This is a genomic window from Chlorogloeopsis sp. ULAP01, from assembly GCF_030381805.1.
GTDB lineage: Bacteria > Cyanobacteriota > Cyanobacteriia > Cyanobacteriales > Nostocaceae > Chlorogloeopsis.
On sequence record NZ_JAUDRH010000010.1, the window covers coordinates 48832 to 75466 of the forward strand.

General features: G+C 41.1%; 17 protein-coding genes and 2 pseudogenes. 5 read left to right on the forward strand and 14 right to left on the reverse strand.

The annotated features are described in order from the left end of the window. Positions 1–167: 167 nt before the first annotated feature. The 10 genes and pseudogenes from QUB80_RS19985 to QUB80_RS20030 all read right to left on the reverse strand — a co-directional run. Positions 168–1658: a cobyrinic acid a,c-diamide synthase CobB gene (locus tag QUB80_RS19985; RefSeq protein WP_289791270.1), complete on the reverse strand. Its 1491-nt coding sequence runs from the start codon at positions 1656–1658 to the stop codon at positions 168–170. A 66-nt stretch (positions 1659–1724) separates the two neighbouring features. Then, complete coding sequence (gene opcA, locus QUB80_RS19990) at positions 1725–3104, reverse strand: glucose-6-phosphate dehydrogenase assembly protein OpcA (protein ID WP_289791271.1); 1380 nt, start codon at positions 3102–3104, stop codon at positions 1725–1727. 206 nt (positions 3105–3310) lie between these two features. Next, positions 3311–4840 (reverse strand): glucose-6-phosphate dehydrogenase, encoded by a 1530-nt coding sequence (zwf, locus tag QUB80_RS19995; RefSeq protein ID WP_289791272.1) that lies wholly within the window; start codon positions 4838–4840, stop codon positions 3311–3313. A gap of 176 nt (positions 4841–5016) precedes the next feature. Beyond that, positions 5017–6162: a transaldolase gene (tal, locus tag QUB80_RS20000; RefSeq protein ID WP_289791273.1), complete on the reverse strand. Its 1146-nt coding sequence runs from the start codon at positions 6160–6162 to the stop codon at positions 5017–5019. A 341-nt stretch (positions 6163–6503) separates the two neighbouring features. Next, positions 6504–7556 carry a class 1 fructose-bisphosphatase gene (gene fbp / locus QUB80_RS20005; RefSeq protein ID WP_289791274.1) on the reverse strand — a complete coding sequence of 351 codons (1053 nt, stop codon included), beginning with the start codon at positions 7554–7556 and terminating at the stop codon, positions 6504–6506. A 258-nt stretch (positions 7557–7814) separates the two neighbouring features. Continuing rightward, positions 7815–8138 carry a hypothetical protein gene (locus QUB80_RS20010; RefSeq protein ID WP_289791275.1) on the reverse strand — a complete coding sequence of 108 codons (324 nt, stop codon included), beginning with the start codon at positions 8136–8138 and terminating at the stop codon, positions 7815–7817. A 244-nt stretch (positions 8139–8382) separates the two neighbouring features. Further along, positions 8383–8670: an RNA-binding regulator gene (gene rbp, locus QUB80_RS20015; protein WP_289791276.1), complete on the reverse strand. Its 288-nt coding sequence runs from the start codon at positions 8668–8670 to the stop codon at positions 8383–8385. Positions 8671–9279: 609 nt separating this feature from the next. Further along, positions 9280–9498, reverse strand: coding sequence for a ssl0294 family protein (locus tag QUB80_RS20020; RefSeq protein ID WP_289791277.1), 219 nt, complete (start codon positions 9496–9498; stop codon positions 9280–9282). Positions 9499–9842: 344 nt separating this feature from the next. Then, a pseudogene (gene nrdJ / locus QUB80_RS20025) lies at positions 9843–10913 on the reverse strand (ribonucleoside-triphosphate reductase, adenosylcobalamin-dependent); the annotation flags it as partial. A 297-nt stretch (positions 10914–11210) separates the two neighbouring features. Then, positions 11211–12437: pseudogene (locus QUB80_RS20030) on the reverse strand (glycyl radical enzyme family protein); the annotation flags it as partial. 1212 nt (positions 12438–13649) lie between these two features. On the opposite strand from QUB80_RS20030, the gene QUB80_RS20035 reads away from it, so the two are divergent. Beyond that, a complete protein-coding gene (locus QUB80_RS20035) occupies positions 13650–14132 on the forward strand; it encodes a pentapeptide repeat-containing protein (protein WP_289791278.1) in 483 nt (160 codons plus the stop codon). Between the two features lie 810 nt (positions 14133–14942). Then, a complete protein-coding gene (locus QUB80_RS20040) occupies positions 14943–15383 on the forward strand; it encodes a CAAD domain-containing protein (RefSeq protein WP_289791473.1) in 441 nt (146 codons plus the stop codon). A gap of 153 nt (positions 15384–15536) precedes the next feature. Here QUB80_RS20040 and QUB80_RS20045 read toward each other — a convergent pair whose 3' ends face one another. The 3 genes from QUB80_RS20045 to cpcD/petH all read right to left on the reverse strand — a co-directional run bounded on the left by QUB80_RS20045 (position 15537) and on the right by cpcD/petH (position 19424). After that, positions 15537–16487, reverse strand: a complete 951-nt coding sequence (locus QUB80_RS20045) for an S-layer homology domain-containing protein (protein WP_289791279.1) — start codon at positions 16485–16487, stop codon at positions 15537–15539. 114 nt (positions 16488–16601) lie between these two features. Continuing rightward, complete coding sequence (locus tag QUB80_RS20050; RefSeq protein WP_289791280.1) at positions 16602–17885, reverse strand: homoserine dehydrogenase; 1284 nt, start codon at positions 17883–17885, stop codon at positions 16602–16604. A gap of 198 nt (positions 17886–18083) precedes the next feature. Then, the gene (gene cpcD/petH, locus QUB80_RS20055) at positions 18084–19424 is read right to left on the reverse strand and encodes a bifunctional rod-capping linker CpcD/ferredoxin--NADP reductase PetH (protein WP_289791281.1); all 1341 of its coding nucleotides are present in this window, start codon (positions 19422–19424) and stop codon (positions 18084–18086) included. A gap of 1185 nt (positions 19425–20609) precedes the next feature. On the opposite strand from cpcD/petH, the gene QUB80_RS20060 reads away from it, so the two are divergent. The 3 genes from QUB80_RS20060 to QUB80_RS20070 all read left to right on the forward strand — a co-directional run bounded on the left by QUB80_RS20060 (position 20610) and on the right by QUB80_RS20070 (position 25271). Continuing rightward, positions 20610–21614 carry a phosphoribulokinase gene (locus QUB80_RS20060; protein ID WP_289791282.1) on the forward strand — a complete coding sequence of 335 codons (1005 nt, stop codon included), beginning with the start codon at positions 20610–20612 and terminating at the stop codon, positions 21612–21614. Between the two features lie 264 nt (positions 21615–21878). After that, entirely contained in the window at positions 21879–23138 is a 1260-nt protein-coding gene (gene metK, locus QUB80_RS20065; protein WP_289791283.1) for a methionine adenosyltransferase, read from the forward strand. 459 nt (positions 23139–23597) lie between these two features. After that, the gene (locus QUB80_RS20070; RefSeq protein ID WP_289791284.1) at positions 23598–25271 is read left to right on the forward strand and encodes a sensor histidine kinase; all 1674 of its coding nucleotides are present in this window, start codon (positions 23598–23600) and stop codon (positions 25269–25271) included. A gap of 24 nt (positions 25272–25295) precedes the next feature. On the opposite strand, the gene QUB80_RS20075 is transcribed toward QUB80_RS20070, so the two are convergent. After that, positions 25296–26558 (reverse strand): cysteine desulfurase, encoded by a 1263-nt coding sequence (locus tag QUB80_RS20075; RefSeq protein WP_289791285.1) that lies wholly within the window; start codon positions 26556–26558, stop codon positions 25296–25298. Between the last annotated feature and the right edge of the window lie 77 nt (positions 26559–26635).

Sequence of the window (26635 nt, forward strand, 5' to 3'; positions counted from 1 at the left end):
CGTATTTGATTTTAAAAAAATGCGTATTAGAATTATAACCGCAGATTGACACCGATAAAAATTGATTTTATTTGTGATATCTGTGTCTGTCTGTGGTCGATTTTTTTGAAGCTAGAATCAGTGCAAGAGTTTTAATGTAACCTCGTGTATTTCAACAGTAAATTCAATTAATCAAGTACTTTTTTACTTAAGCCAAAACTAAAACAATTCTCTAAAAATCGCTGTGGAATTTCTGGATGCTCGCCCCAATGCATATGAATATATGAAGCGTGAAGATTCGGAAGCGAACACCATCCCTCATATCCTGTTGATTCTAAACAATCAAAGCGCCAAGTTTCAAATAATGGTTGAGCGGGATTTAATCTTAAACAAGAACGGTGAAATTCATGACCATAAACTGTTGTACCTGCACTCACTAACAAACTATCTTGTAAGGCAACAGCGCGGCGATATCCTAAAGTCAGACGCTTGCTCATCATTACTGTGGTTGGTAACACTCCTGCCATCGGCCAAGATTTACCTTCAAAATCAACTATTTGCTCGCACAAATACATTAACCCGCCACACTCGGCTATTGTAGGCATTCCCACTAGAATTGCTGTTTTTACAGCTTCACGAACATAAGTATTTTCCGCTAGTTGTTGCGCAAATACTTCTGGAAAACCACCACCAAGATACATTCCCTGTACACATTCTGGTAGTTCAGCATCTTCTAGGGGACTCCAGAAAACAAGTTCTGCACCAAGTTGTTGTAACAAGTCGAGATTATCTTGGTAGTAAAAATTAAAAGCGCGATCGCAAGCAATTGCAATTTTGATTCGAGTTTTGGAAAAAGACGCAGAGAAACTATCAAAAACATTCCCCGTGTCTCCGTGTCTCCGTGTCTCCGTGTCCTCTTGCCTAGCCTCTAGAAGAGGTAACAATTTTTCCCAGTCAAAGCAAGTCTCACCCAAATGGGCAAGTCTATCAATTAATGCATTCAATTGAGGAAGTTCTGCTGTGGGTACTAGACCGAGATGGCGATCAGGAATAGTAATATTATCTTCACGTCGCAGTACACCAAGAATAGGCAAATCTAAAGGTTCAAGAGAATCTTGGAGTAATTGCAAGTGGCGATCACTTCCGACACGATTTAAAATCACCCCAGCCATTTTAATTTTGGGATCGAAGGAACGATAACCGTGAGCGATCGCTGCTACTGAACCAGACAAGCGACTGCAATCAATCACCAATACCACAGGCAAATCTAACAGCCGTGCTATGTGTGCCGTACTAGCAAAAGTAGGATAAAGTACAGAATTTTGTATTTCCTCTCCCTTCTGCTTACCTACGGAAGCCGCTCCGCGTCTACTGCCCCCTGCCTTCTGCCTTCCAGAAACTCCATCAAACAGCCCCATCACTCCTTCGACAAGGGCATATTCACACTTTTGAGTGTCATATAAAAAACACTGTTTTACGTATGATTCCGAGGTCAGTACTGGATCTAAATTTCGACAAGCACGCCCAGTAACGTGCTGATGAAACATCGGATCTATATAGTCTGGCCCAACTTTGAAAGATTGTACTCGTTTTGACTTTCGACATAAAAACGCTAACAGGGTGAGTGTGACTGTCGTCTTACCCACCCCGCTACGTTCTCCTGCAATAATTAAAGACATTGCTAACTGTTAATTGCTAATTGCTAATTGTTATTTTTCCATTAGCTATTAGCAATTAGCCATTAGCTACTGGCTTTGAGAAAGTTTGAGAATTTGCGCTGTCACAGCAAGGCTTTCTTCAAATAAGACTTCATGCCCCCAGCGTTGTACCTGTTGACTCAGCAAAAATTCTGCTTTTTGTTCGGAGAGTGAAGTTACTTGTTGAAACAATCCAGAAGACTGAGCGCCGCCTTGGGTTTCCATACGCATACAGCCACCTGTTTCCGAACAGATGAGTGTACCACAATTAGCCTGTGGATTAGTGGAACTTAGACGTAGAGCAATCAAGTCTCCAGAAATTTCACCTCCATCAGCAACGGGAACTCCTGCTAACTCTGTTTCTACTTGCCTTTGGTCTTTGGTAAGAAAGCTAATACGCATGAGATCATAATCACCGCTTTCTCGCTGATAAGAAACCGGATGCCAATTTAAGCGACTTGCAAACCAACTTAAAAACAGCAAGGCTTGCGCGGGGTTGCCTTTTTCGTAGTCAATGTTGACTCTATCAATTTCTGTAAGGGCAGCACGGCGATGTGGTGGATCATAAGCTTCTGCCGTTAACTCTTGCCACGCCGACAGCCGACGCCAGTTCAAGTCTGCCAACGGTACACCATTTTCTACCAATGCTTGTAGACTGAGCAAATCTGTTTCTGGCTTATTGAAGTTACAGGAATCGACAATGACATTGTTGCAAACAGCCGCCAGTCGCTTAAATAGGTTGTTATTTGGATCGGGGGTTGCTTTCCACCAGAGAAATTTGGGCAAACCGCCAATTAACAGTGCTGGCACCATACCACCTATTCGTTCTAAAGCGGCAGCAGTACCAGTCAGAGTGATGTATTCACAGCAAACCAGAGTACTTGACGAACCCTTTTGAATAGGACAATAAGCGGAGACTTGCACCTTTACGCCTTCGTCTTCTCCAACTACTGGCAACAGGGCAATAATACGACACGGATTACGGAGGGCAATTTCATCTGCTATTCTCGGACTTTGTGTGTCAAAGCTAGAAATTGCACCACCTGCACCATTTTCAGCCGTCTCCCCACTCTTGTGGCGTTTGGCAACTTCTTCCCGCAATAAACTTAGGGTTTCAGTCGAAGCAGTTCCAGTTTCTGCCAATCCATATTTTTTCTGCACTTCCCGTAGTGCTGTTTCTGTTTGCGGCCCAAGAATTCCATCAATTGGGCCATTGTAAAATCCCAAGGCAGCTAACAAATGTTGAGTTTCTTCGGGTTCGTAAACCACCAAAGTAAATGTTGCTGCCCGTGTAGCAGCAGGAAGTGTACCGTCTTCACCGGCGATACCATAGCTTTGCCAAATTTGGCTGAGTTCCGCTTCAATATCCGAAAGCGAGACATCTTTTGGAGCCTGAAGTGAAAAAATTGTAGAAGCTTGGGAAGTCATAGCAATTGAATTATGAATTATTGAAGTTTGAATTATGAAGTTTGAAGGATGAAGGATGAAGTAATCAAAATGATATTAACCCTTCTGCCTTCTGCCTCTTTGAAGCTTTGAGCCTCCTTGTGGAGGAGCAACGCTTTCGGAGGAAACCTCCCCACCCTTACGGGAAGTCGCTCCGCGCCTACAAACTTCTCTCTGCCGTCTGCCTTCTAGAGTCTGCGCCAACGACGGCCATCTCGGTTAATTAACAATTCCGCTTCCACGGGTTCCCATGTACCAGCTTCATAACTAGGAATTTTGGCTGGATCTGCTGGTGCATCCCAAACAGAAAGAATTGGTGTTACCACCTGCCAAGCTGCTTCTACTTCGTCTCCCCGTGTGAACAATGTCTGATCGCCCATCATACAATCCAAGAATAAGCGATCATAGGCTTCGGTAGCAGCTTCGATACCGAATGAACCATAACTAAAATCCATATCAACAGAACGGGTACGGAAATCAGCCCCAGGCATCTTGACTTCAAAACGCAAAGATATTCCCTCGTTTGGCTGAATCCGCATTGTTAAAATATTGGCATTCATCTGTTGTGCTGCGGATTGAAACATCCGGGAGGGAACTTCGCGGAAGTGGATGGAAATCTCACTGACTTTTTTCGGCATTCGCTTACCAGTACGCAGGTAGAAGGGAACTCCTTGCCAACGCCAGTTATCAACAAGAAACTTTACTGCCACATAGGTAGCAGTTGTAGAGTTGGGGTTCACTCCTGGTTCTTGTCTATACCCTGGTACAGACTGTCCTTTCATCCATCCAGCACTATATTGACCCCGTACTGCACAAAGATCTAAATTTTGCACATCAGCTAAACGAGTAGCCTGTAGCACTTTAACCTTTTCTGTGCGGATACTGTCGGCATCCATTGAGTTAGGGGCTTCCATTGCTGTCAAGCAGAAAAGTTGCATCAGGTGGTTTTGCAACATATCCCGCAATGCACCAACAGTTTCGTAGTAGCCAGCCCGGTCTTCAACTCCCACGGTTTCAGCTACAGTAATCTGAACATGGTCAACGAAGCGACGATTCCATAGCGGTTCAAAAATCGCGTTCGCAAAGCGGAAAACTAATAGATTCTGAACTGTATCTTTACCCAAGTAATGGTCGATACGGTAGACTTGTTGTTCTTTACAATATTTTTGTACTACTAAGTTTAGGCTCTTGGCAGAAGCTAGGTCTCGACCAAAGGGTTTTTCGATGACTAGGCGATGCTTGTAGGGATCGTCTAGCATTCCTGCACCCCCTAGCTGTTTGATTGCTTCAGCAAAGAAGTTAGGGGCAACAGACAGGTAGAACATTCGGTTCCCCCGCGTTCCCCGTTTGTCATCTAACTCTTTTAACAAAGTCTTCAGTTTCTGATAGCCTTCGGGGTTATCGATATTACCAGAGCAGTAGAACAGACCTTGAGAAAAGTCTTGCCAGAGTTCTTCCGGGCCAACACCGCCATGAACCTCTTCCATACCTTTCCGCATCTGTTCGCGGAAATATTCGTGACTCCAATCTCGACGAGCCACACCAACGATGGTGGTTTCTGGTGGAATGCGCCGTTCCCGTCGCAATTTATAAAGCGATGGCACAAGTTTACGCCAAGTGAGGTCTCCGGAAGCACCAAAGATAACTATGATCTGAGGTTCGGGCATTCCTTGCTGTTGCAGACCAACCCGCAAGGGATTTTCTAGCAGACTGACCATAACAATTTTGGATTTTGGATTTGATTTTGGATTTGAGGATTGGGTACTGGGGATCGGGGATTGGGGATCGGGGATTGGAGATCGGGGATTGGGAATTGGGAGAGATTTTATTTACATTCCCCGTGTCTCCTTGTCCTCTTCCCAGTCCCTAGTCACCAGCCCCCAGTCCCTATTTTCTACACTGGTGACAACTGCTTGACCTTGTTTTCTAAAGAATTCATCAAGGATTCAAAGGGCTTGACAAATTTGTCAATACCTTCAACTAGCAGTTCGTCCATCACCACGTTGATGTCGATGTTAACGTCTGGATCTTTGAGGCTTTCAATCAAGTTATAAGCCTCTTCCACATCTGTTTCCACCCGGTTTGCAACATCGCAGTGATCGGCACAAGCTTCAATTGTCGCTGGTGGCAAGGTGTTAACGGTTTCGGGACCAACCAACTCATCGACGTACATCACGTCATTATATTGGGGGTCTTTGGTGCTGGTGCTTGCCCAGAGTAAGCGTTGCACTTTTGCTCCTTTTGCCGCTAAAGCTTGCCATTGATCGCTTTGTACAATCTTTTTATATTCTTGATAGGCAATCTTTGCGTTAGCGATCGCTACTTTTCCTCGAATTTTCCGTAGTTTTGCTTCTACATTGATATCATCAACGCCTTTAGCTAGTTTGGCGTCTATTTTACCGTCAATGTTGCTGTCAATCCGGCTGAGGAAGAAGCTCGCAACAGAAGCAATTTTACTAATGTCCTTACCTTGGGCTACCCGCTTTTCTAAGCCACGAATGTAAGCCCAAGCCGTATTGATGTAGCTCTGTATGGAGAATAGCAGTGTAATATTAACATTTATACCCTCGGATATTACCTGCTCAACTGCTGGTAAACCTGATTCTGTGCCGGGAATTTTAATCATGACGTTTTCCCGACCAATTTCTTGGAAATAGCGACGGGCTTCAGCTATTGTGGCTTCAGTATCATGAGCAATGGTTGGTGGTACTTCTATGCTGACATAACCATCCAACCCATTTGAGGCTTCATAAACAGGGCGTAAAATATCACAGGCATCGCGGATATCTTTAAACACCAGCGACTCATATATTTTGTAGGTTGGCAATCCTGCCTGAACTCCGGCTTCGATATCGCGATCGTACATGGCATTGTTAGCGATCGCTTTTTCAAAAATGGTTGGATTAGAGGTAATCCCGCAGATACCTTTATTTTCAACCAAGTCTTTCAATTCGCCAGACTGAATAATATCACGGCTCAAATTATCCATCCAGATACTCTGACCGTAGTTTTTAATCTCTAATAAATGATTTGTTGTCATAACAGTCTTTTCACTCCTGTTAATTATCTTTTCTATGGATATTGTTCAAAAGGTTACTAACTGCTAATTAAATCCATTATTTTGGTTAACTGCGTGGAAAATCACCCACACTACTTACTGAGAGGAAAAGACAGCGCCACTAGCACAGAAAAATATATTTCTGCCGCGATCCAAGGAGGAGAGCCACACCTGAAAGAGACAGTGCGCTCTTGAAGGTTCCAACAGGCAGTTTTTACCCTACGTGAAGCAGCGTAACAAGTGGCGTGGAAACCCCTGTTCTGCGCACCGACTTCCCATTAGCCATTAACTATTAGCTATTAGCTATCAACCATTGCCAATGTTTAATGGCCATTTTGAATAAAAGACTCTACTTTCGCTACATCTTCTTTGCTACCAATGATTAGAGGGGTGCGTTGATGCAATTTTTTTGGCACTACATCCAAGATGTTCTCATGTCCTGTAGTGGCGCGGCCACCTGCTTGCTCAATTACAAACGCAAGGGGAGCAGTTTCATACAGTAACCTAAGTTTCCCTTCTGGTTTTTGAACCGTGCCTGGATAGAGAAACACACCGCCTTGGATCAAAATTCTATGAATATCGCTAACCATTGCCCCGCTATATCGAGCTGTGTAGCCCTCTGTACGATGCACATAGCGGATGTACTCGCGAATCGATTCATCCCACTGCCAGAAATTCCCCTCATTAACACTGTAAACTGGCCCGTGGCTAGGAATTTGGATATTTTCTTCGGTGAGAATAAACTCTCCTAAACTAGGATCAAGGGTAAAAGAGTGAACGCCCTTTCCTATAGTATAGATCAGCATCGTACTTGGGCCATACAGGATGTATCCGGCAGCAATTTGTTTGCCTCCTGGTGCAAGTAAATCCTGTGCGGAACCGTCCGTGTCATCTCCTTCTTGTTGACGAATCGAAAAAATGGAACCCAAACTGAGATTAATATCTGTATTGGATGAACCATCAATGGGGTCGTACAGCAGAGTGTAGCGACCAATGGGGCAGTTTTCGGGAATGTAGTAAGGTTTTTCCATTTCCTCAGAAGCCAAGCGACATACTAAGCCGCTTTGCTTGAACACTGCGATAAATACATCATTGGCGTAGACATCCATCTTTTTGACGGATTCTCCCTGAACATTAGTCTCCCCAGTAAATCCAAGCACGCCTTCCATTAAGCCAGCACGACTGAGATGACGAGCAATGAGTTTGCCAGCTAGCGCGATCCGATTCATCAGCGCACTTAAGTCCTGTGCTTCTGCAGAAAAGCTCTGAAGTTGCTGCAAGACATGACGGGACAAAGTAGTACAGTCACGATCTAAGCTACGGTCTGCTGTAGCGTCTCTGAGAGATTGCTCTAATGATTCTGCCGCTTTAGTCATTATTTTTGTCCTCCCTAGCGACCGGCTTTTTGTGGGAATGATCCCGTTTCTAGCAACTTGAGGTTGCTGCCTCTATCTTAGAAAGGTAATTTGACAATTGAAATCTGATTTTAGACAAACTAAAGAAATCAGCCTAGTATGCCTCTACACCAAATTAGTTGCTCATTTGAAATCCCCTTTTAGGAAAACTTACCTAGTTTTACTGGTAATATAAATTGGTTGCTTATGCACTGACCCTTGGTAATAATGACTAATGGGTCAAAATCTGCCCTTGTAGCTACTTGTAGCTAAATGACAATATAACCATTGTGTAAGTAAATGTTTTATTGTAAAAATTAGTACAATTCTAGCTAGGCAATAATATCTTAATTTTGCTGTTATTGATGAATCACTTTCTATCTGGCAAGCTTGATCGCACTCGTGGCGGGTAGGGCGAAGGTAGAAAATTTGGAGTATTTTTTTGCTGGTAGTGAAGTCACCGCGAAACAGCACTGTTTGCCACTTCCAAACGTGCGATCGCTGTTCAAAAATCGTGTGTTTTAACTCTCCATGCTTTTTGCCGTATATTATGCACATATGCATAAGGTATACCCAACTGCTAATTTATGGGAGTAATGCAGTAACTCTGTGATACAGGTGATGGCAAAGCTTTATTATGGCAAAAACCCAAAAACCGATTAATCATGACACTTTATGTAGTCATGACAATCGGTCATTATACTAACAGGCTATTCAAGTATTGTCTTTTGAGTTATGCCTAGCCGTTTTTCGCGATTTTTGCTTGCGTAAATAGAAAACTATTTGCTAAGATTATCTTTCATTGCTTTTAAGAGTATTGTTTTTTCGTCCAACTACCCCGTCGGTTGTTATCCTCTCGCGGTTTTGCTTTATTGACTTTGAGCTGACGACCCATCCATTCAGCACCATCTAATTCTGTAATAGCTGCATCTTCTTGGGCGTCTTCACTCATTTCAACAAAAGCAAAGCCACGCATTCTACCTGTTTCACGGTCGGTAGGCAATACAATTCTTACAACTTCGCCATAATCAGCAAAAACTGCTTTTAAGTCTGCTTCGGTAGCGCGGTAGGAGAGATTTCCAACGTAAATAGTCATCTGAATCACGTAAGTCTGAATTCAAGCGATTTGCTCCAGCCGAAGAAATAGTCCGCAGAGCATCAATATTGAATTGATTTCGTTTGGTCTAATTCACGATGGCATAATTTTGTGGTAGACAAGCAACCGAAAGGTTGGACTATCTACTACTCAATCAATGCTAATGCTAAGGCTGAACTTTCGCATACGCTCATAATAATAACCGATCTTGACTTTTTTCAAAGTATGAGATTTTACAAACACTTCTAACTTCAAATCAGACTACCTTATATGTGTAGTTTGTTTTATGGCTAAAATAATTTCGTTTTATTTTTATTGATGCTTCTTATCTAAAATCTACCTATTTATGCAGATGCTAGATTTTTTACTTTAAGCATGATTCTCCCTGGCAGGGATAAAATTATTTTTTGCGTGATCGCTCCAGTATAGAAAACTGCATTTCTCTAAACAACTAAAATTAGGCGATCGTGCTTATAGTTTCCTTTTATGTATTAATCAATTACCAGTGCAGTTATACATAATAGCAGCAATGAAAGTTAGTGAGAAAAAAATAAGGTTTGCCGATTTTCAGCAAACCTTATTGAAGACAAAATTTAGAAAAACAGAATTTTATTCAATTGCAATTGACTGAGGGCCACTAGCTTTGCCATTATGTGCTTCAGATGAGGTTGCTGTATAAGTAGAATAACCTCTCTGTTGCTCTAACCAACTTTTAACAGGATCATCAGCCAGGTTGAGTCTGAGTAAACCAGAGAAAAATCCACCTACAAATGAAACTGGGTGTTGAGTGAATTGATTAAAAATGGGTGTAAGTTCAGTAAGGAACATAAATATTCTCCTAGACTGAGGATAGTAATTGTGGTTTTTTCTTAATCCTAACGTCTTAAGTGATTTTTGTCAGAAAGGCACAAGACTGTAGATAAACAAAAAATTACTATACAAAAAACTTACTATAATTTTAAATAGCTATAAAAATATGAAATATATTTCTTAGTTAAAAACCAGATTCTCGACTTCTTTAAGAAGTCGGTGAGCTGTATCTTTAGACAAAATTATTTTTTGATTACTCAAAATCCTTTAGTTTTTCTAGAAATGTTATTGAAAATTTAATTTAAAAAATCGGTGATAGAAATTACTATCTCTACCACCGCTTCAATTAGATTATATATGCTTTACAGCTTAGTTTCTGAAGGCATCATACACTTATCAGAATCACATCCTGCTGGACCGACTTCTGTTAATTCACCTGAGTCATATTTACTTAATGCAGTATGAAAATCATGAGTTCGACGACGCATTTCCACTTCTTGCATGAGTTGGTAATAGCATTCTTTTGTGATTGGCTCAAAAGGCAAACGTGGGAAAGTTTGATGATCGTCAAACCTTGCTAGTAGAGCTGCACTTATATAGCCTTCGTCATCACGAATAGCTTCGTATATACGAGTTCCCAAAGCTTCAATTTCGTTCTCTCGCACTTCTATAGTGGCAGAGGTGTTGTGGCGGACATAAAATTTCTGTACCTGCATATAGAAATCCATCTGAGCTAACGCACTAAATTTGCTGATATCTATTTCGTCAGCACCAGATAAATCAGCCCAAGGTACAGCAACAGGAATTTCTACCAACCACTCACTAACTCGTGGATCAAAGGGATCGTTTAACAAATTTCCTTGTTCATCTTTATCAGATTGAGAAGGAATAACATTATAGCCATATTCAATACAAGCCAAAGCTACCGGATCATTTTTGCGGAAGGTAATCCGACGAATGAATCTTTGGGCTTTAGGTGGGTGCCACCCTGGGCTTGCGCCAGTTAACAAAGATTTGGTGCCACTAGGTTGAACTGTAGTACAGCGATTTGGACGTTTGATACCGTGGCGATCGCAGTACTCCCAAACCACTTGATGCACAGTATCTTTCCACATACTCAGATATTCCTGCTCTTTGCGCTTAAACGCCAATCCTTGAGCAGTTTCAGTCCTTCCTTCTGCCCACCAGCGCAACCAATCAACTCCAAAAGCATGAACAAAGAAATCAAACAAGCCTGTGAAAGAAACGCCGACAATTGGATCTAATTCACGGCTATATTGATAGCGAGGCTCATTAAATTTGTGATGCAAAAGTGCTGCTACAGATAGCGCACCTGCTGTGAAAGCTTCTTTTTGTTCTTTATGGTTATTTGGGTCAATTTGATTAAGGTGGATTTCTGATAAATTACAGTGGAAGTTACTACCAATAATTTCCAGTTTTGTTATCCTAAAGGTTTTTTATCCTCTAGTTCTACAGGTTCTATATTCCCTGTAGCTCCGCGTACATTTTGTACATATGACTGTAAATAATCATAGAAAATACTAATCACACGTACCCCCACACTCTTGGAGAGGTTATATTCTAAAAAACAATTTCCGTTGTAATTTAGTTTCACTCTCTACGCTGTACGGTGTCAATGGCTTTTTAGTTCCATTGATTACCACGGGATTAACATCTCAGCTTCCCCCGTATTTGCGAGGTTTTTTACGTGAGGCAAAATATAATTAATTACCACACGGGTTAAGACCAAATCGAGCCAAACGATGTTCTAATTCATTAGTATCTAAATCTGGGTAGCTTTTTTGTATCCATTGCTTGGCGTTTCCTTGTTCATAAGCTTGCAAGAAATCTTTTTTTAATTCTGGCGTTGACAATAAATCAATATTTGCCCTAGCTACAGCTTCACCAGCCCATTGAATAGCGCCTTCACCACTGTAATATTGTTTGCGAACAGCATCAATACATTCTTCTAATGTTGGTTTGCGGTGAAAAACTCTGGTATGATTTGCCATCCTGAGTGCATCACGCTCAGGATCTATACGCCAGTTGCCGTTTTCATCTTGCTGCCAGAGATTAGCTTTGGCGTCGGCAAACAAACTATCTTCACTAGAACCTTGACGCATACCAGCTGAACGCCTAATGTTACCTGCAACAATTGTGACAGCAGCTTCATCAATGAGTAGGCAGCATTCAACGGAATTTAATTGTCGTCCTACCGCTTTATTGAGGATGGTAGCACAACACTGATAGAGTCCAGGCAATTTCACGGGATTGGCAACACCTCCAAAACCTTTGAGAGCTTCTCCCGCTTGACGCACATCACTAATATCGACCGTGACTTGAATTTCTGTGGAAAATCTTTCGTTAGTGGAAAGTTCCAACAAGCTTTGATATGATCGCACCCAACCTTGACGGCTGTCTCCAACATATATCGTAACGCGATCGCTAGCTTCTATTTTAACTTCTGTAAATTCACGGCGTTCTGGGCGTGGAGTTGTGCCAATTTCTCCCTTTACATTTACATTCAAGCGATTGCGGATTGGTGGCAACTGATTAATATATCGTGGTTCTAGAATGGCTCCAGTTCCGCAGCCCATCATTGCCAAATCCATCATCAACCCGAAAGCACTCCAATCTTCTAGGTTGGTGGAAGTGCAATTGTATGCCCCAGAAAAATTTTGTGGTTTAGCTATCCAATCTGTTCCTCCAACCCATAACCATCTTCCACTGGGCAGCGCTTTTAAGTTACGTTGCATCCGCTCTAAGATATCAATCTCTTGAGGAAGCAGTTTGCCTAAGTTGATTAAACCTCGTAAAGTCCGATCGCATACCCGATCCCATGTCTCCCGCAGCCCTGCCTCTCTACGACTGTAGGTTCTAAAAAATACAGGATTCGCTGCTGGGGCTGTTTCTGGGAAGTTTGCCAACAAGCGTTTTCGTTCAAGCTCTTGAACCATAAATCAAGCCTTCTGTTTGGTTAGATTATGACTATACGGCAACTAAGTGTAAGGGTCAAAGCTTGAAAAAACCGTTAATTTGCGGTAAGTTTGACACCATAAAGCTTTGTTAGTCTACCAAAACTCACTTCATATTGCTTTTGTAAAACAGGCTTATTTTAATAGCAAGTAGAACTTATGAACCTCACTCTTTGAGCTAATTTTTATATCAGTATCTACCTTGTCTGGAGCTAATTACAGCGAGTAGTTTAGTATATATTTTTTGCTTATATTTATTTGCCTTACTTAGATAAGGTTATACCCTAATTAAACATTTTCTATCAGTTTTACTGATTAATTTAGCGATTGTAATATAAATAACTTTTTACGTGCCTTATTAAGATTTTTGGCAGGTGGTATTTTTGCAATCGTGCATTTTATCAAACTATTTTTTAACGCTCAATATTCAGTTTCAATATTTAAGATAATAAAAATAAATTTTCTGCATAAATAAAGTTATTTATCTAGATATATTAGTTGTTGATTAAATTAACTATAAAATATATATAAATAGCTTAAATATAATACTTAATAAGTGAAGTTAAAATTTTTAGGATGAGTAATACAAAATTATTGTATTACCTATAATTTAGATTTAATTTGACTAATTACTTCTGACAGTCAATTTATAGCTTTAAATTAAATTATTTCTTAACTTTAGAGATTGTGATATACAAATATAGTTATCTAAAACAAATTAAAGTTTTGTAAAATTTTAAGACTATTAGTTATTGTGTTTAATAAACTATTGTATAAAATCTTTAGTTAATATAAAATATTTTCACCTCAAAATATAATGTTTTTTTGAAAAATCAGAGATATCTCGGTTGTCTGTAAAATAAAATTCCTGATAAAAATGACAGTCATATCACTTAGATTTCTAAAGTAGAGGTAAAAGTATTGTTTTTATTCCATGACTTTGTTAGGAAATAAAAACAGCATATAATTTCTATAACCATAGATTGCCATAACTTTTAAATTGAGTCATATACTGTTAAAAAGTTAGATATTGAGTGATATCAATGACTAAATATTTTTGATTAGTTATGACGTGAAATTTGAATGCGATCGCTAACTCAGTGTGACATGGATCAATCTTTCACATTCAGTTTAGTGAGACAATGGAATTGTGAGGAAAAGAACGGAAGCATGTTAATTAAATAAGGGGGAAATATGAAAACCAAGCTTCTAGCAGCTCTCACTTTAGTGACTCCCCTGTTCTTTACCAGCGTAGTAAACGCTGCAAATCCGCAGCAAGTACAAAAGCTTTTATCAACTGGGGAATGTATCCAGTGCGATTTATCAGGAGCTGATCTCAGTGGAGCTCATTTGATTGGTGCTGATTTAAGAGGTGCCAATCTTCAAGGAGCTAACTTGGAAGAAGCGAATATTGAAGGTGCCGATTTTACCGGTGCAAATCTTCAAGGAGCCAACCTCAAGTCAGCTTTTGCAACTAATGTTAATTTCAAGAAGGCTAATCTCAATGGCGTTAATTTTACTAACGCCATGATTACTGACTCTAATGTATATGGCGCATCTATGAAGAACCTTACTATCACTAATGCCGACATCTACAATACAGGAATTGGTATTGGTGGTGACAATGCAGAAATTCCTGATTGGGATCAGCAGATAGAGACATATAAACAAGAATAAATTTGGTTGCTTTTGTTGATAAACTACTAATTATTAGTTAAGTTCTTCAGCAACACAGTAATTCTTGCTCAAGCTATTCACATCATTTCTCAGTTGCGCTAATTAGTAAACCCTCCCTTGAAAATGTCTTCACAGGCATCTTCAGGGGCAAGACTTTAAACTTTTTCTTCCCTTCAAGCTCTATTGTGCTACTAAAACTCCATTGCCGCTTCAATGGAAGAACAACTCTGTTTTTTGAAAGTAGTTGTGTAATTCCTTCATCCTCTCAAAAGGTACTCACTAGCCTAAACTCACTATTATTTGTACTTCTTAATCATTCCCACATACCATAAAATGACTTTAAAGTCTAGAGTAATTGAATACATAAAAACTTTTATTAAATATTTATATCAATAACATTTCCTCAATTGAGAATAGCAGCTTAAGATTGCCTAAATATCCGCTAAGATCGGCATCTAAACTTGTATAAAGTAAGAGGTGATCTAAATTTTTGCATGATTTGTACTGATTTGAGTACGATGGTATGCAACCCACAGTACATGGGAGAACAGTAGGCTCAGGATTTTAGTTCGACAACAAAACGAACTAGAAATAATAGCTTATGTTTACAGACTGTGTCATAGCTAATACCTTACTACTGAGCTGATCAACTGTAGTTGATGAAGTAGTAGTTAAGGAGCAATTATGGTTATAGGCAACTAGAGCCTCTTTGTGCCAAAAAATCTGTTGTAGTGATGTCCCTGTACATCGCCTACTAACAGCCTTTTGGTTGTGATTAGTCCGGATAAGAGTAATTCAACTGTCAAAATTATGGGAGCGGAAATGCAAGAACCGGAAGTAGTGGAAACCAAATCTCCAGAGGCAATGATGGCAGAAATCAACAATCAAACGGGAACCATAACAAAAATCCAACCCGGCGCGCAGACTCAAGAACAATGGCTAAAATATGGAGAAATAGCCTCTAGTTTTCTAGCAACACTGCCTGAATATCTGGGAACCTTCTTTAATAAGTACAAACAACCACTGGTTACCTTTGGTTTAATTGTGACAGCAATTGTTGCTGTGAAAGTTGTCTTGGCAATTTTAGATGCTTTGAATGATATTCCCTTAGTTGCACCGACTTTTGAATTGATTGGTATTGGTTACTCTGCGTGGTTCGTTTACCGCTATTTACTCAAAGCCTCAACCAGGCAAGAGCTAACCGGTGAACTTGCTACTCTTAAATCACAAGTTGTTGGTAAAGATGCTTAAATTCTAGGTAATTCAGTGCAGATAGCGACTTCTAACGCTGGTGCGCTGTGAATTACTGCTGGATATCGCCTCCTCTACAGGTGGTCAAGAAAAATCTTAGTAACTCTTGACCACTTCAGTTTATTTGTATTTTGCAGTTAATTTTTGGTTGGTTCAGGCATCAGGCAATTGTACAATCTTTTGGGATGGAACCTTGTCTAACCTTCCTATTAGCACCAAAGCCTGGTGAATCATTGCTGCTACCTCAGCACGGGTAGCTTCTTTATTAGGAGCAAAAACTTTTGGATTGGGATAGTTAATTACAAGACCATTTTCTGTAGCTGCGGCAACCTTATTACGCGCATAGGCTGGAATTTCTTTAGCATCTTGGTAGGTATTTAAAATTTTAGTTGGGGAAGTGGGAGTATTTAAATGTAATCCACTAGCAAGGGCTACTAAGACTTGTACTCGTGGAATATTTTTTTGTGCTTTAAAGGTATTGTCAGGGTAACCTTTTAAGAACCCAGTGCTAATGGCTAAGTCAATTGCTGAATTTGCCCAGAACTGATTTGGTACATCTTGAAAAGATATTTTGTTTTTGGTTTTTCCTAGTTCATTTTCAAAAGCCTGTTGAAGTATGGCGGCAAATTCCGCGCGGGTGACAGGCTGATTTGGTCGAAATGAATTATCTTGATAGCCTTTAATAATATTGCGAGAGGAAAGGGCGTTGATATAACCACGCGCCCAGAAGTTGTTAGGTACATCGGTGAAGGCGATGGGTGGAGGAATAGTAGATTTTTTCTCAGTGGGAATAACCAATGGAAATTGTTTGATGGGATTGGAGGAGGGTAGTAAAGGCGTTTGCCCTCTAGGTAACTCAGATGGAGCAACACTGGGAAGAGGCATCATCGCAGGCGGGGTGTTTTTAGAAGGTGCAGCAGGCGTTGCAGGTAGAGTAGAAGATGGCAAGAGTATGCTGGGTAAGTTCCAGTCAGAGTTATTGCGGAAAAACGACCAAAAAAGAACTGCCCCAATACTGGCAAAGGCAACTAAAATGCCAATAAATTCGTCGAAGCCAAGGACATTTGTTTGAGATGACTTGGGATCGGGAGGCATATTTGTCATTGTAATTACTCTGATAACAGTACAATGTGCATCTAACTAATTAAGCCATAATCAGGGAGTGTTAGTAGTTAGTAGTTAGTTGTTTACCACTCCACTATCCACTAACCAATCCTTTCATAATACCCGTAGCAAACTAGGAATGCTGTCTACGGCTTCTAAGGTACAAATTTCTGCTAGAGCTTGCCGAAAATCTCCTTCTCTTACATCGTGGGTAACAACAACAATCTCTGCTAGTTTTCCCTGAAAGCCTGTTTGTACAACTGATTCTAAACTAACGCCATAATTACCAAAGCAAGTACCCAATTTACCAATTACTCCGGGTTGGTCTTTCGTCAGAAAACGGGCGTAGAATCTGGTAACTAGTTCTTCGATGGGAGCAATTTGGCAGTAGTCTTGATGCCTACAGGTTAGCAATGGATTTGGTGTCGTCGTGCTGGCTTTCAATGTTGCTGCTAAATTTAAAATATCCGAGGCTACGGCGCTAGCAGTTGCCCCAGCACCAGCGCCTGGGCCGAAAAACATTACTTGTCCAATTGGTTCACCTTCAACCAAAATGGCATTATAAACGCCATTAATGCTAGCTAGGGGATGAGCTTTAGGAACTAAAGTTGGATGGACTCGGATAGAAATTGCCGGGGGAGTAACTTTGTTGGCAATAGCTAAGAGTTTGATAACAAATCCTAATTTTTCGGCATAGGCAATATCTGTCTTGCTTACTTGTCGGATGCCTTCACAATAAACATCTTGCAGTTTAATACGTCCATCAAAGGCTAATGAAGCGAGAATAGCAATTTTATCGGCGGCGTCCAAGCCATCAACATCAGCAGTTGGATCAGCTTCTGCATAACCCAATTGCTGGGCATCGGTTAAGACATCGCTGAAATCGCTACCTTCTGTTTGCATCCGTGTGAGGATATAGTTTGTTGTACCGTTAACAATACCAGTAACAGTGTGAATATTGTTAACGCTTAAAGACTGCTTGAGGGGTTGAATTACAGGTATACCACCACCCACAGCAGCTTCTAGCATGACGTATACACCAGCTTGGTTGGCAGCAGTAAAAATCTCTGCACCAAAGCGAGAAATTACCGCTTTATTAGCGGTAACAATGTGTTTGCCATTTTTTATTGCTTTGAGAATGAGCGATCGCGCTGGTTCGAGTCCACCGAGTATCTCAACTACAATATCTACCTGTGGATCGTTGACAATTGCCTCTAAATCTATGGTTATAACTGACTCTGGCAATTTCACTGCACGCTCTTTATCGAGCGATCGCACTCCCACTCGATATATTTCTATATCCTGCAATAAAGGGTGACGTCCGGCACTATTTTGTAAAAGCTGCACCGTACCCGTGCCTACCGTACCTAATCCTAGTATTCCCAGCTTTACACCCACAAATTTTCACCCAATTCCACCAACAACAATTGTAGGGTGGGCAATGCCCACCCTACAATTGTCATCTGTCATTTGTCACTTGTCATTTGTCCTTTATAATTCAAATACCCTTACGGATATGCCAGTCACTCATGGAGGAAACTCCTTGTTCTGTGCGCTGGCTCACTAATGACTAATGACTAATAACTAATGACCAAATTAGTATGTTTCTACGTGCCAGCGACCAGCTTTTTTCAGTTCTTTTTGGTAATCACTCCAAGTTACACCTTCTTTAGCTGCTGCTGCTGTTAATGCCGCATCGATACCGTCTTCCATACCTCGCAAACCGCAGATATATGTGTGTGTTTTCTCATTTTTAATCAAATTCCACAACTCATCTGCGTGCTCTGCCACACGGTCTTGAATATACATCCTACCGCCTTGGGCATTTTTCTGTTCGCGGCTGATGGCATAGGTCAAACGGAAGTTGTCAGGATACTTCGCTTGGATTTCTTCCAATTCTTCCTTATAGAGAATGTTCGGAGTTGTAGGAACACCAAATATTAACCAAGAAAAGCCTTTAAACTGATATTCTGGGTTAGCAGCTCTTTCGTTATCCTTGAACATCCGCCACAGATAAGCACGCATTGGGGCAATACCTGTTCCTGTTGCCATCATAATGACGTTGGCATCTTCGTCAGGGGGCAGTAACATTTCTTTACCCACTGGTCCTGTGATTTTTACATCATCTCCAGGCTTGAGGTTACATAGGTAAGTCGAGCATACACCGTATACTGTTTCGCCAGTTTCTGGGTGCTTGTACTCCAATTGACGGACGCACAGTGATACAGTTTTGTCATCGACATCATCGCCGTGACGTGTAGAGGCGATCGAGTACAATCTCAGCTTTTCTGGTTTGCCGTTTTTGTCCACTCCCGGCGGGATAATGCCAATGCTTTGACCCTCTATATAGCGTAAATCGCCACCAGTAAGGTCGAATTTGATATGCTGAACGATACCAATTCCGCCATCTTTCACTAATGCTTCATTAGATATACATTTACCAATGAACGGAGCATTGGGGCGGTAAAGGTTTACAGGAACGTCAGCGTGTTTGGCTTTCGCTTGAGTCATGGTGTTGCCTTTCGTATCCTTCTTCTTGGACTGTGGCTGGGCTGGTGATTCGGCAAGGCCTTTCTCTTCACTGCCAGCATTCACAGGTGTGGCTTTACCATTTCCTTCTCGATTAGCAGATTCAGCAGATGTGGCTTGGCTCATCGCTTCAGGGTTAGCAACTTCGGATGAAGCTTTACCATTGACTTGTTGTAAAACCCCAACCGATTGTATGCTAACAATTCTGCCGCCCAGGCGAGTTATGCGTCGCATTTCCTGATTCATGCGGTTGTAAGGCACTTTGATGAACACACTGCCACTCTTACGAATTTGGTAGTTTGTTTGATCAGTTTCTTCGCTTTGACGCAGACCTACCACTTCGTACACGAAGACGCGGCTACCTGATTCTGTATTGGCAGCTCCTTCAACAGCACCTTGATAGTACATTAGTTCTACCACTCCGATATTTACTTAACCGTTTCTCAAAAACTATTTCCACCATCTGTCAGACTTAGTTTACCGGAATTCCGGACAGAAATAGCTGACGCTTGGGGAAGTGGCATCACAAGCCAATGCTTTTAAGTACACTCGCCAAAGACATCAAGGCATGGAAAAAGTCACACCTGTTCACCTTCTAAGGTAAAGGATAAGTTCTTTGGAGAATGTTAATAATGAATCAATTTAATTTCTTTTTCGTGATATGGTATCTCCACAAGAGAGATTATTTAAATATTACCTAAGGCATATCCGCCCTCAGAAGAGTCTAAATTGTCAAATCTGGAAGACTAGTTCCGACTTGTTTTAATTCTTCGGTTTGAACTCCCAACTTTAGCTTAGATGTTTTCCTCCTCAAGGAAAAACATCTAATGGGAAGATTCTGATTAGCCTATTTGTAACTACATTGAACAACTTGGTCACGAGAATTAACACAACCGAGGTTGAGTTTAGCTACAAAATATTCTGAGAGAGAAGTTATGTTAAGCAACTATAATAAGTTTTACTTGATGTGAAACATCTGTCAACCTCTATGATCAGTACACTGCTGGCGTACTAAAAATGCCTAGAAATCAGTATATTTGAGTGTTTAAACAAATGTACTGTTAAAGCTGTCGCTGCTCTATGCTGTTTAATGGTGTTTTACTTCTTGAGATAGATAAAAAATATCGCTTTAAATATCTACATAAAATAAGCTGTTCGCTGTAAAATGAAAAATAATTTTTGAAAAGCAAAAAACACTTTATATCGCACTAAAAATTCAAAATCTGAGCATCACAAGCTACATCTGTAGGTTGCTTAATTCTTGAGTGAGCAGGTTATAAGATGTAATTTTGTAGCTGGAATCCTTGACCTGATGTGATCCCACAAACATCATTCTTCCAGCTAGTAAGCCTTGTATAGAGCACTCCCTTCTGTTAAAATTCAATATATCACTAGGACTAAATACTTAGCAGCAATGATTTTAGGCATTGCGAGACGGGTAAAACTCACAACTTTCATGTCTACCCGTCAGATGTCTTATGGCGCTGCTAAGTGGCAATAACGCAGGATAAACCAGAGGGGTAAACTCCTGGCTTCATGTCTTCAGGTGTGAAAAATATTGTTTGACTCAACTTTAGTAACCAAAGGAGATTTATGACTAATAAGCCGGAACGTGTGGTATTGATTGGAGTAGCCGGAGACTCCGGATGTGGTAAATCTACGTTTTTGCGTCGTCTTATAGATTTATTCGGTGAAGAATTAATGACAGTTATCTGTTTGGATGACTATCATTGTCTAGATAGAAAACAGCGTAAAGAAACAGGAATAACTGCTTTAGATCCAAGAGCAAACAATTTTGACCTGATGTATGAGCAAATCAAAGCGCTCAAAGAAGGTCAATCTATAATGAAGCCGATTTACAATCACGAAACTGGTTTAATCGATCCTCCAGAGTTAATAGAACCTAATCACATTTTAGTAATTGAAGGTTTGCATCCTTTATATGATGAGCGCGTGCGATCGCTAATTGACTTCAGTGTCTATTTTGATATTAGTGATGAAGTCAAGATCGCTTGGAAAATCCAGCGAGATATGGCAGAACGTGGTCACAATTATGAAGACGTTTTAGCTCAAATCAATTCCCGCAAACCAGATTTTCAAAAGTACATTGAGCCACAAAGAGAATTTGCTGATGTAGTTCTCCAGGTACTACCCACCAACCTGATTAAAGAGGATAAAGAACGTAAAGTTCTGCGGGTACGGATGCTACAGCGCGAGGGTAAGGAAGGCTTTGAGCCGGTTTATCTGTTTGATGAAGGTTCCACAATTCACTGGACTCCTTGTGGACGCAAGTTGACTTGTTCCTATCCTGGTATGCAAATGTACTATGGTTCGGATGTATACTACGGTCGCTACGTCTCGGTATTAGAAGTAGATGGTCAATTTGATAACTTAGATGAAGTAATTTATATTGAAACCCATCTGAGTAACACTTCTACCAAGTACCAAGGCGAGATGACTCACTTATTGCTCCAGCACCGTGAGTACCCTGGTTCCAACAACGGTACTGGTTTATTCCAAGTGCTGACAGGCTTGAAGATGCGTGCTGCCTACGAGCGTTTGACAGCAAGGGAAGCGAAAATGGCAGTTCAAGTCTAGAGTTTAATACTTGTGTCAAATGTCTTGGGGACGCTGTTGCGTCCTCCTTTTTTATGGGCGATCGCATAAGTTGGGTATTTAGCAAAAAAGTTACCTCAGTTGTAGTTAGTTTAAGAATTAGTAGCATCAATAAGTGATTTTGATAAAGTTCGTGTGTATCTGGAACTGCTAATTGTGAAAATATTGATATGATCGCAGATTAAGGTAGCTGATTTAAATGTCAATATGGAGTCAGCTACGTAACCTTTGTAGGAGGAATAAAAATTGTCTCGACGTTATCTATTCACCTCCGAGTCAGTCACCGAAGGTCATCCAGACAAAATCTGCGATCAGATTTCTGATGCAATTCTAGATGCCTTACTTACACAAGATCCTAGTAGCCGAGTTGCGGCTGAGGTTGTTGTCAATACTGGCTTGGTACTAATCACTGGTGAAATTACTACCAAAACCAATGCCAATTATGTAAATATCGCCCGTAAGAAAATTGCTGAGATTGGCTACACCGATGCTGTTAACGGCTTCTGTGCTAACAGCTGCTCAGTCATGGTAGCCTTGGACGAGCAATCACCAGATATTGCCCAAGGTGTAAATGCTGCCCAAGAAGCTCGTCAAGATAGTGAGGAACTTTTTGACAAGATTGGTGCAGGCGATCAAGGTATCATGTTTGGCTTTGCTTGTAACGAAACACCAGAACTGATGCCTTTACCCATCAGTCTTGCTCACCGTATTGCTCGCCGACTGGCAGCAGTCCGTAAGACTGGCGATCTACCATACCTACGTCCTGATGGTAAAACTCAGGTTAGCGTAGTTTATGAAGATGGACGTCCTGTAGGCATTGATACAATCCTGATCTCGACACAGCACACACCGACTATTGGTGAAATTACTGATGAAGCGGCAGTGCAAGCCAAAATCAAGCAAGATCTTTGGTCAGCTGTAGTCCAACCTGTATTTGGGGACTTAAACATTCAGCCAGACGAGAATACCCGCTTTTTAGTTAATCCTACGGGTAAATTTGTCATTGGCGGCCCACAAGGCGATTCTGGTTTAACTGGGCGCAAAATTATTGTTGATACCTACGGTGGTTATTCCAGACACGGCGGCGGGGCATTTTCTGGCAAAGATCCTACAAAAGTAGACCGCAGTGCGGCTTACGCTTGTAGATATGCGGCAAAAAACATTGTTGCTGCGGGATTAGCAGAAAAATGCGAAGTTCAGCTAAGTTATGCCATTGGCGTAGCAAGACCTGTAAGTATCATGGTGGATACCTTTGGTACCAACAAAGTTGATGAGCAAATTTTGCTCGATTTAATCCAAGAGCATTTTGAACTGCGTCCAGCAGGGATTATCCACGTCTTTAATCTACGCAACCTGCCCAGTGAGCGAGGCGGACGTTTTTATCAGGACGTCGCTGCTTATGGTCACTTTGGCCGGACTGATCTAGACTTGCCTTGGGAGCGTACCGATAAAGTGGAACTGTTGAAGGGAGCAGTTAGCAAGCAATTATCGGCAGCGATCGCCTAACCCTAAACTGAAGAGCAAAAAGTGAAAGTCAAAAATTATGCTTGACTTTTAGTTTTGCCGATCCGCCCTCTTTATCTGTAAAGATAGAGAGGGTTTGAGCTTGAAAATAGGGGTTAGGGACTAGGGATTAGGAAGAGGAGTGGGGGAGGAACAAATAAGATAGGGAAGATGGGGGAGAATTCTTCTCCGTGTCCCCACCTCCCCGTGTCCTCTTCTTCACGATACCCAGTACCCAGTACCCAATCACCAGTACCCAATCCCCGATCTGGTTTGTCAAAAATTTATATATATAAAAACTACTTAAATATCATCAATACCATGCTTACTATATAGAGAGTGAGGAGTTGCCCTTGTTATAAAAATAATGTAGACGGTTATTTTGGCGGGAGTGCGACAGAGATTTGAGGCATACAAACTCAAAAGCCAACCGCTGTTGACAGCAGTTCATAAAACAAAAAAGTGTCAGTCGATCAGCCCTCTACCGACGAACTCCCGACTATAGAATTTCCCTCACGAGGGAAATTGAAAGCTAGTTCTTGGCGTATTCATCAAAAAATAGGTTATGGCTATTTTCTAGCCATAGGAATTGGCTGTCTTGGTTCTGTTGCTGGATTAATAGTCGCGAACTACTACCGAGCGCGAGAAATCAGGCAATTTAATCATGCCCATTTCCAAACACAAATGCTGATTGGTTATAGAGATGCGGTTATTGGAGCACAATTACATAGTGCCTACCTACCTGCTGTGATCGAACAGCCACAAAGGCTAGCAAACACACGAGCCGAATTTTTAAGAAATATTGATGAAACAAAGAAAATTGAACGTCAAATCACAGATTTTTTAGAGAGTAAACCAAGGAGATTGGCAGCGACTGAAGCCACTTTAAAGACTTTATTACAAACTTACGCGACTACTTTAAATGCTTACGTTCAGCAAATTGATGCGATTTTAGAACCTATTAACGAGCAGCAGTTACAGCCTGAACAAGTATCAACATTACAAAGTCAATTGCTGGCTGTCATGGGTGGTGAAAAAGTTGCGCGTTTAGATCAGCTATCTGGACAATTAACCAATATCCTGCAAAGTGCGCAACAGCAAGAGCAGGCGATGACTATAGATGTGGAACAAGCAAAAGGAATTGAGAGATTAATAGTTATAGCTAGTATGCTGGTGTCGGTAGGAGTTGCTGCTGTTGTCGCTTGGCGTACTTCCCGCGCGATCGCTGAACCAGTGATTACTGTGACTCAAGTTGCTGAACAGGTAGCACAGAAATCAAATTTTGATTTACGAGCGCCAATTACCACAGAAGACGAAATTGGTTTGCTCGCCAAATCTCTCAATCGCCTAATAGAGCAAGTATCTAAGCATACTAAAGAACTAGAAAATGCTAAGGAACTTGCTGAAGCTGCCAGTAAGGCTAAAAGTCAGTTTTTGGCTAATATTAGCCATGAATTGCGTACCCCACTGAATGCGATTATTGGCTTGAGTCAACTGCTAGAAGATGATGCTGTTGATATGGGTTTATCAGAAGATTTTATCAGTGACCTTGATTCTATTAACTCTGCTGGTAAACATCTGCTGACATTGATTAACGATATTCTTGACTTGTCGAAAATTGAAGCGGGTAAAATGACTTTTTACTCTGAGACATTCGACTTGATGACGTTAATTAACAATGTCGTCCATACAGTTAAGCCATTAGTGGAGAAAAACGGCAATGTTTTAGAAATTGATTATGAGCATGAATTAGGCATCATGCATACCGATCAAACTAAACTACGGCAGGTACTTTACAATCTACTAAGTAACGCAGCCAAATTTACTACTAATGGTAAAGTCAAGCTGAAAATAAAGCGGGAAAAAGCTTACTCAATCCAAGAAGAGACGAGTGGCAAGATTACTTTTGTAGTTAGTGACACGGGTATAGGTATGTCTCAAAAGCAACAGCAACAGTTATTTCAACCCTTTACTCAAGGAGACGCATCAACAACAAAAAAATATGGCGGTACCGGGCTGGGTTTAGCAATTAGCCGCCACTTTTGTCATATGATGGGAGGTGAAATTTTTGTAACCAGCGAGCAGGGTATCGGTTCTACTTTCACCGTACGATTACCGATTGTTGTGAAAGAGTAGGAGGGGATAAGGGACAGGTAGGAATTAACCGAAAATCCCAGTAAAAAAGTCAATAGTTTCCTTTAGTGCCTTGATGAAGACATCTATTTCCTCACGGGTATTGTAGAAAGATAAACTTGCCCGCGCAGTGCCAGCAATACCCAAGTAACGATGTAATGGTTGTGTACAGTGATGCCCTGAACGAATAGCAACACCTTCTTGATCTAATAATGTCGATAAGTCGTTAGCGTGGACTTCTGCCACAGTAAATGCAGCTAAAGATGCCCTACCTTCACCTTTTGCATTTGGTTTTGGGCCGTAGATTTTAATTTGAGGTATTTTTTCTAACTGTTGGAATAAATAAGCAGTTAGTTCTGCTTCATAGGCGTGAATTTTATCCATACCAATGCCGCTAAGATAGTCCACTGCTGCACCAAGAGCGATCGCTTCTCCAATGGCAGGTGTTCCAGCTTCAAATTTATGTGGTAAATCTGCGTAGGTAGAATAGTCTAAAAACACTTCCGCAATCATTTCGCCACCACCCAAAAAAGGCGGCATCGCTTGCAGCAGTTCTAGCTTGCCATATAAAAAACCAACTCCAGTCGTAGCACACATTTTATGACCAGATGCCACCAACCAGTCACAGTCAATTTGCTGTACGTTAACGGGCATATGAGGCACACTTTGGCAAGCATCAATTAATACTCTTGCACCATACTGATGTGCCAGGTTACAAATTTCTTCTACAGGATTAATACAACCCAAACTGTTAGAAACATGAACTACTGACACCAATTTTGTTTTCTCAGAAAGCAACTTCTGAAACTGTTCCAAATCAAAAGTTTCTTCTGATGTCAGTTCCACGTACTTGAGCACTGCACCTGTTTTGGCAGCGACAAATTGCCAGGGAACAATATTGCTGTGGTGTTCCATCACCGACAGAATAATTTCGTCTCCCTGCTGTAAATTGTTCATGCCCCAGCTATAAGCAACCAAGTTAATTGCCTCAGTCGCATTGCGGGTGAAGACTATTTCCTGACGCGATTTAGCATTAACAAATTTAGCAACTTTGTCTCGCGCTGCTTCATAAGCATCGGTTGCTTTGGCACTCAGAGTATGTACGCCGCGATGTACGTTGGCGTTGTACTGCTCATAGTAATCTCGCAGCGTGTCTATTACGAGCAAAGGCTTTTGAGATGTGGCAGCGTTATCGAAATAAACTAAGGGTTTACCGTTGACTTCCTGATGTAATATCGGGAAGTCAAAACGGACTTTTTCAGCAAGGGTTAATTCTTGAGTAAAGGTCATGTCTAATTAGTTAATAGTTATTAGTCATTAGGGGCGGGTTTTACCCATTCATTAGTGGCAGGGCAGATACAATTTCT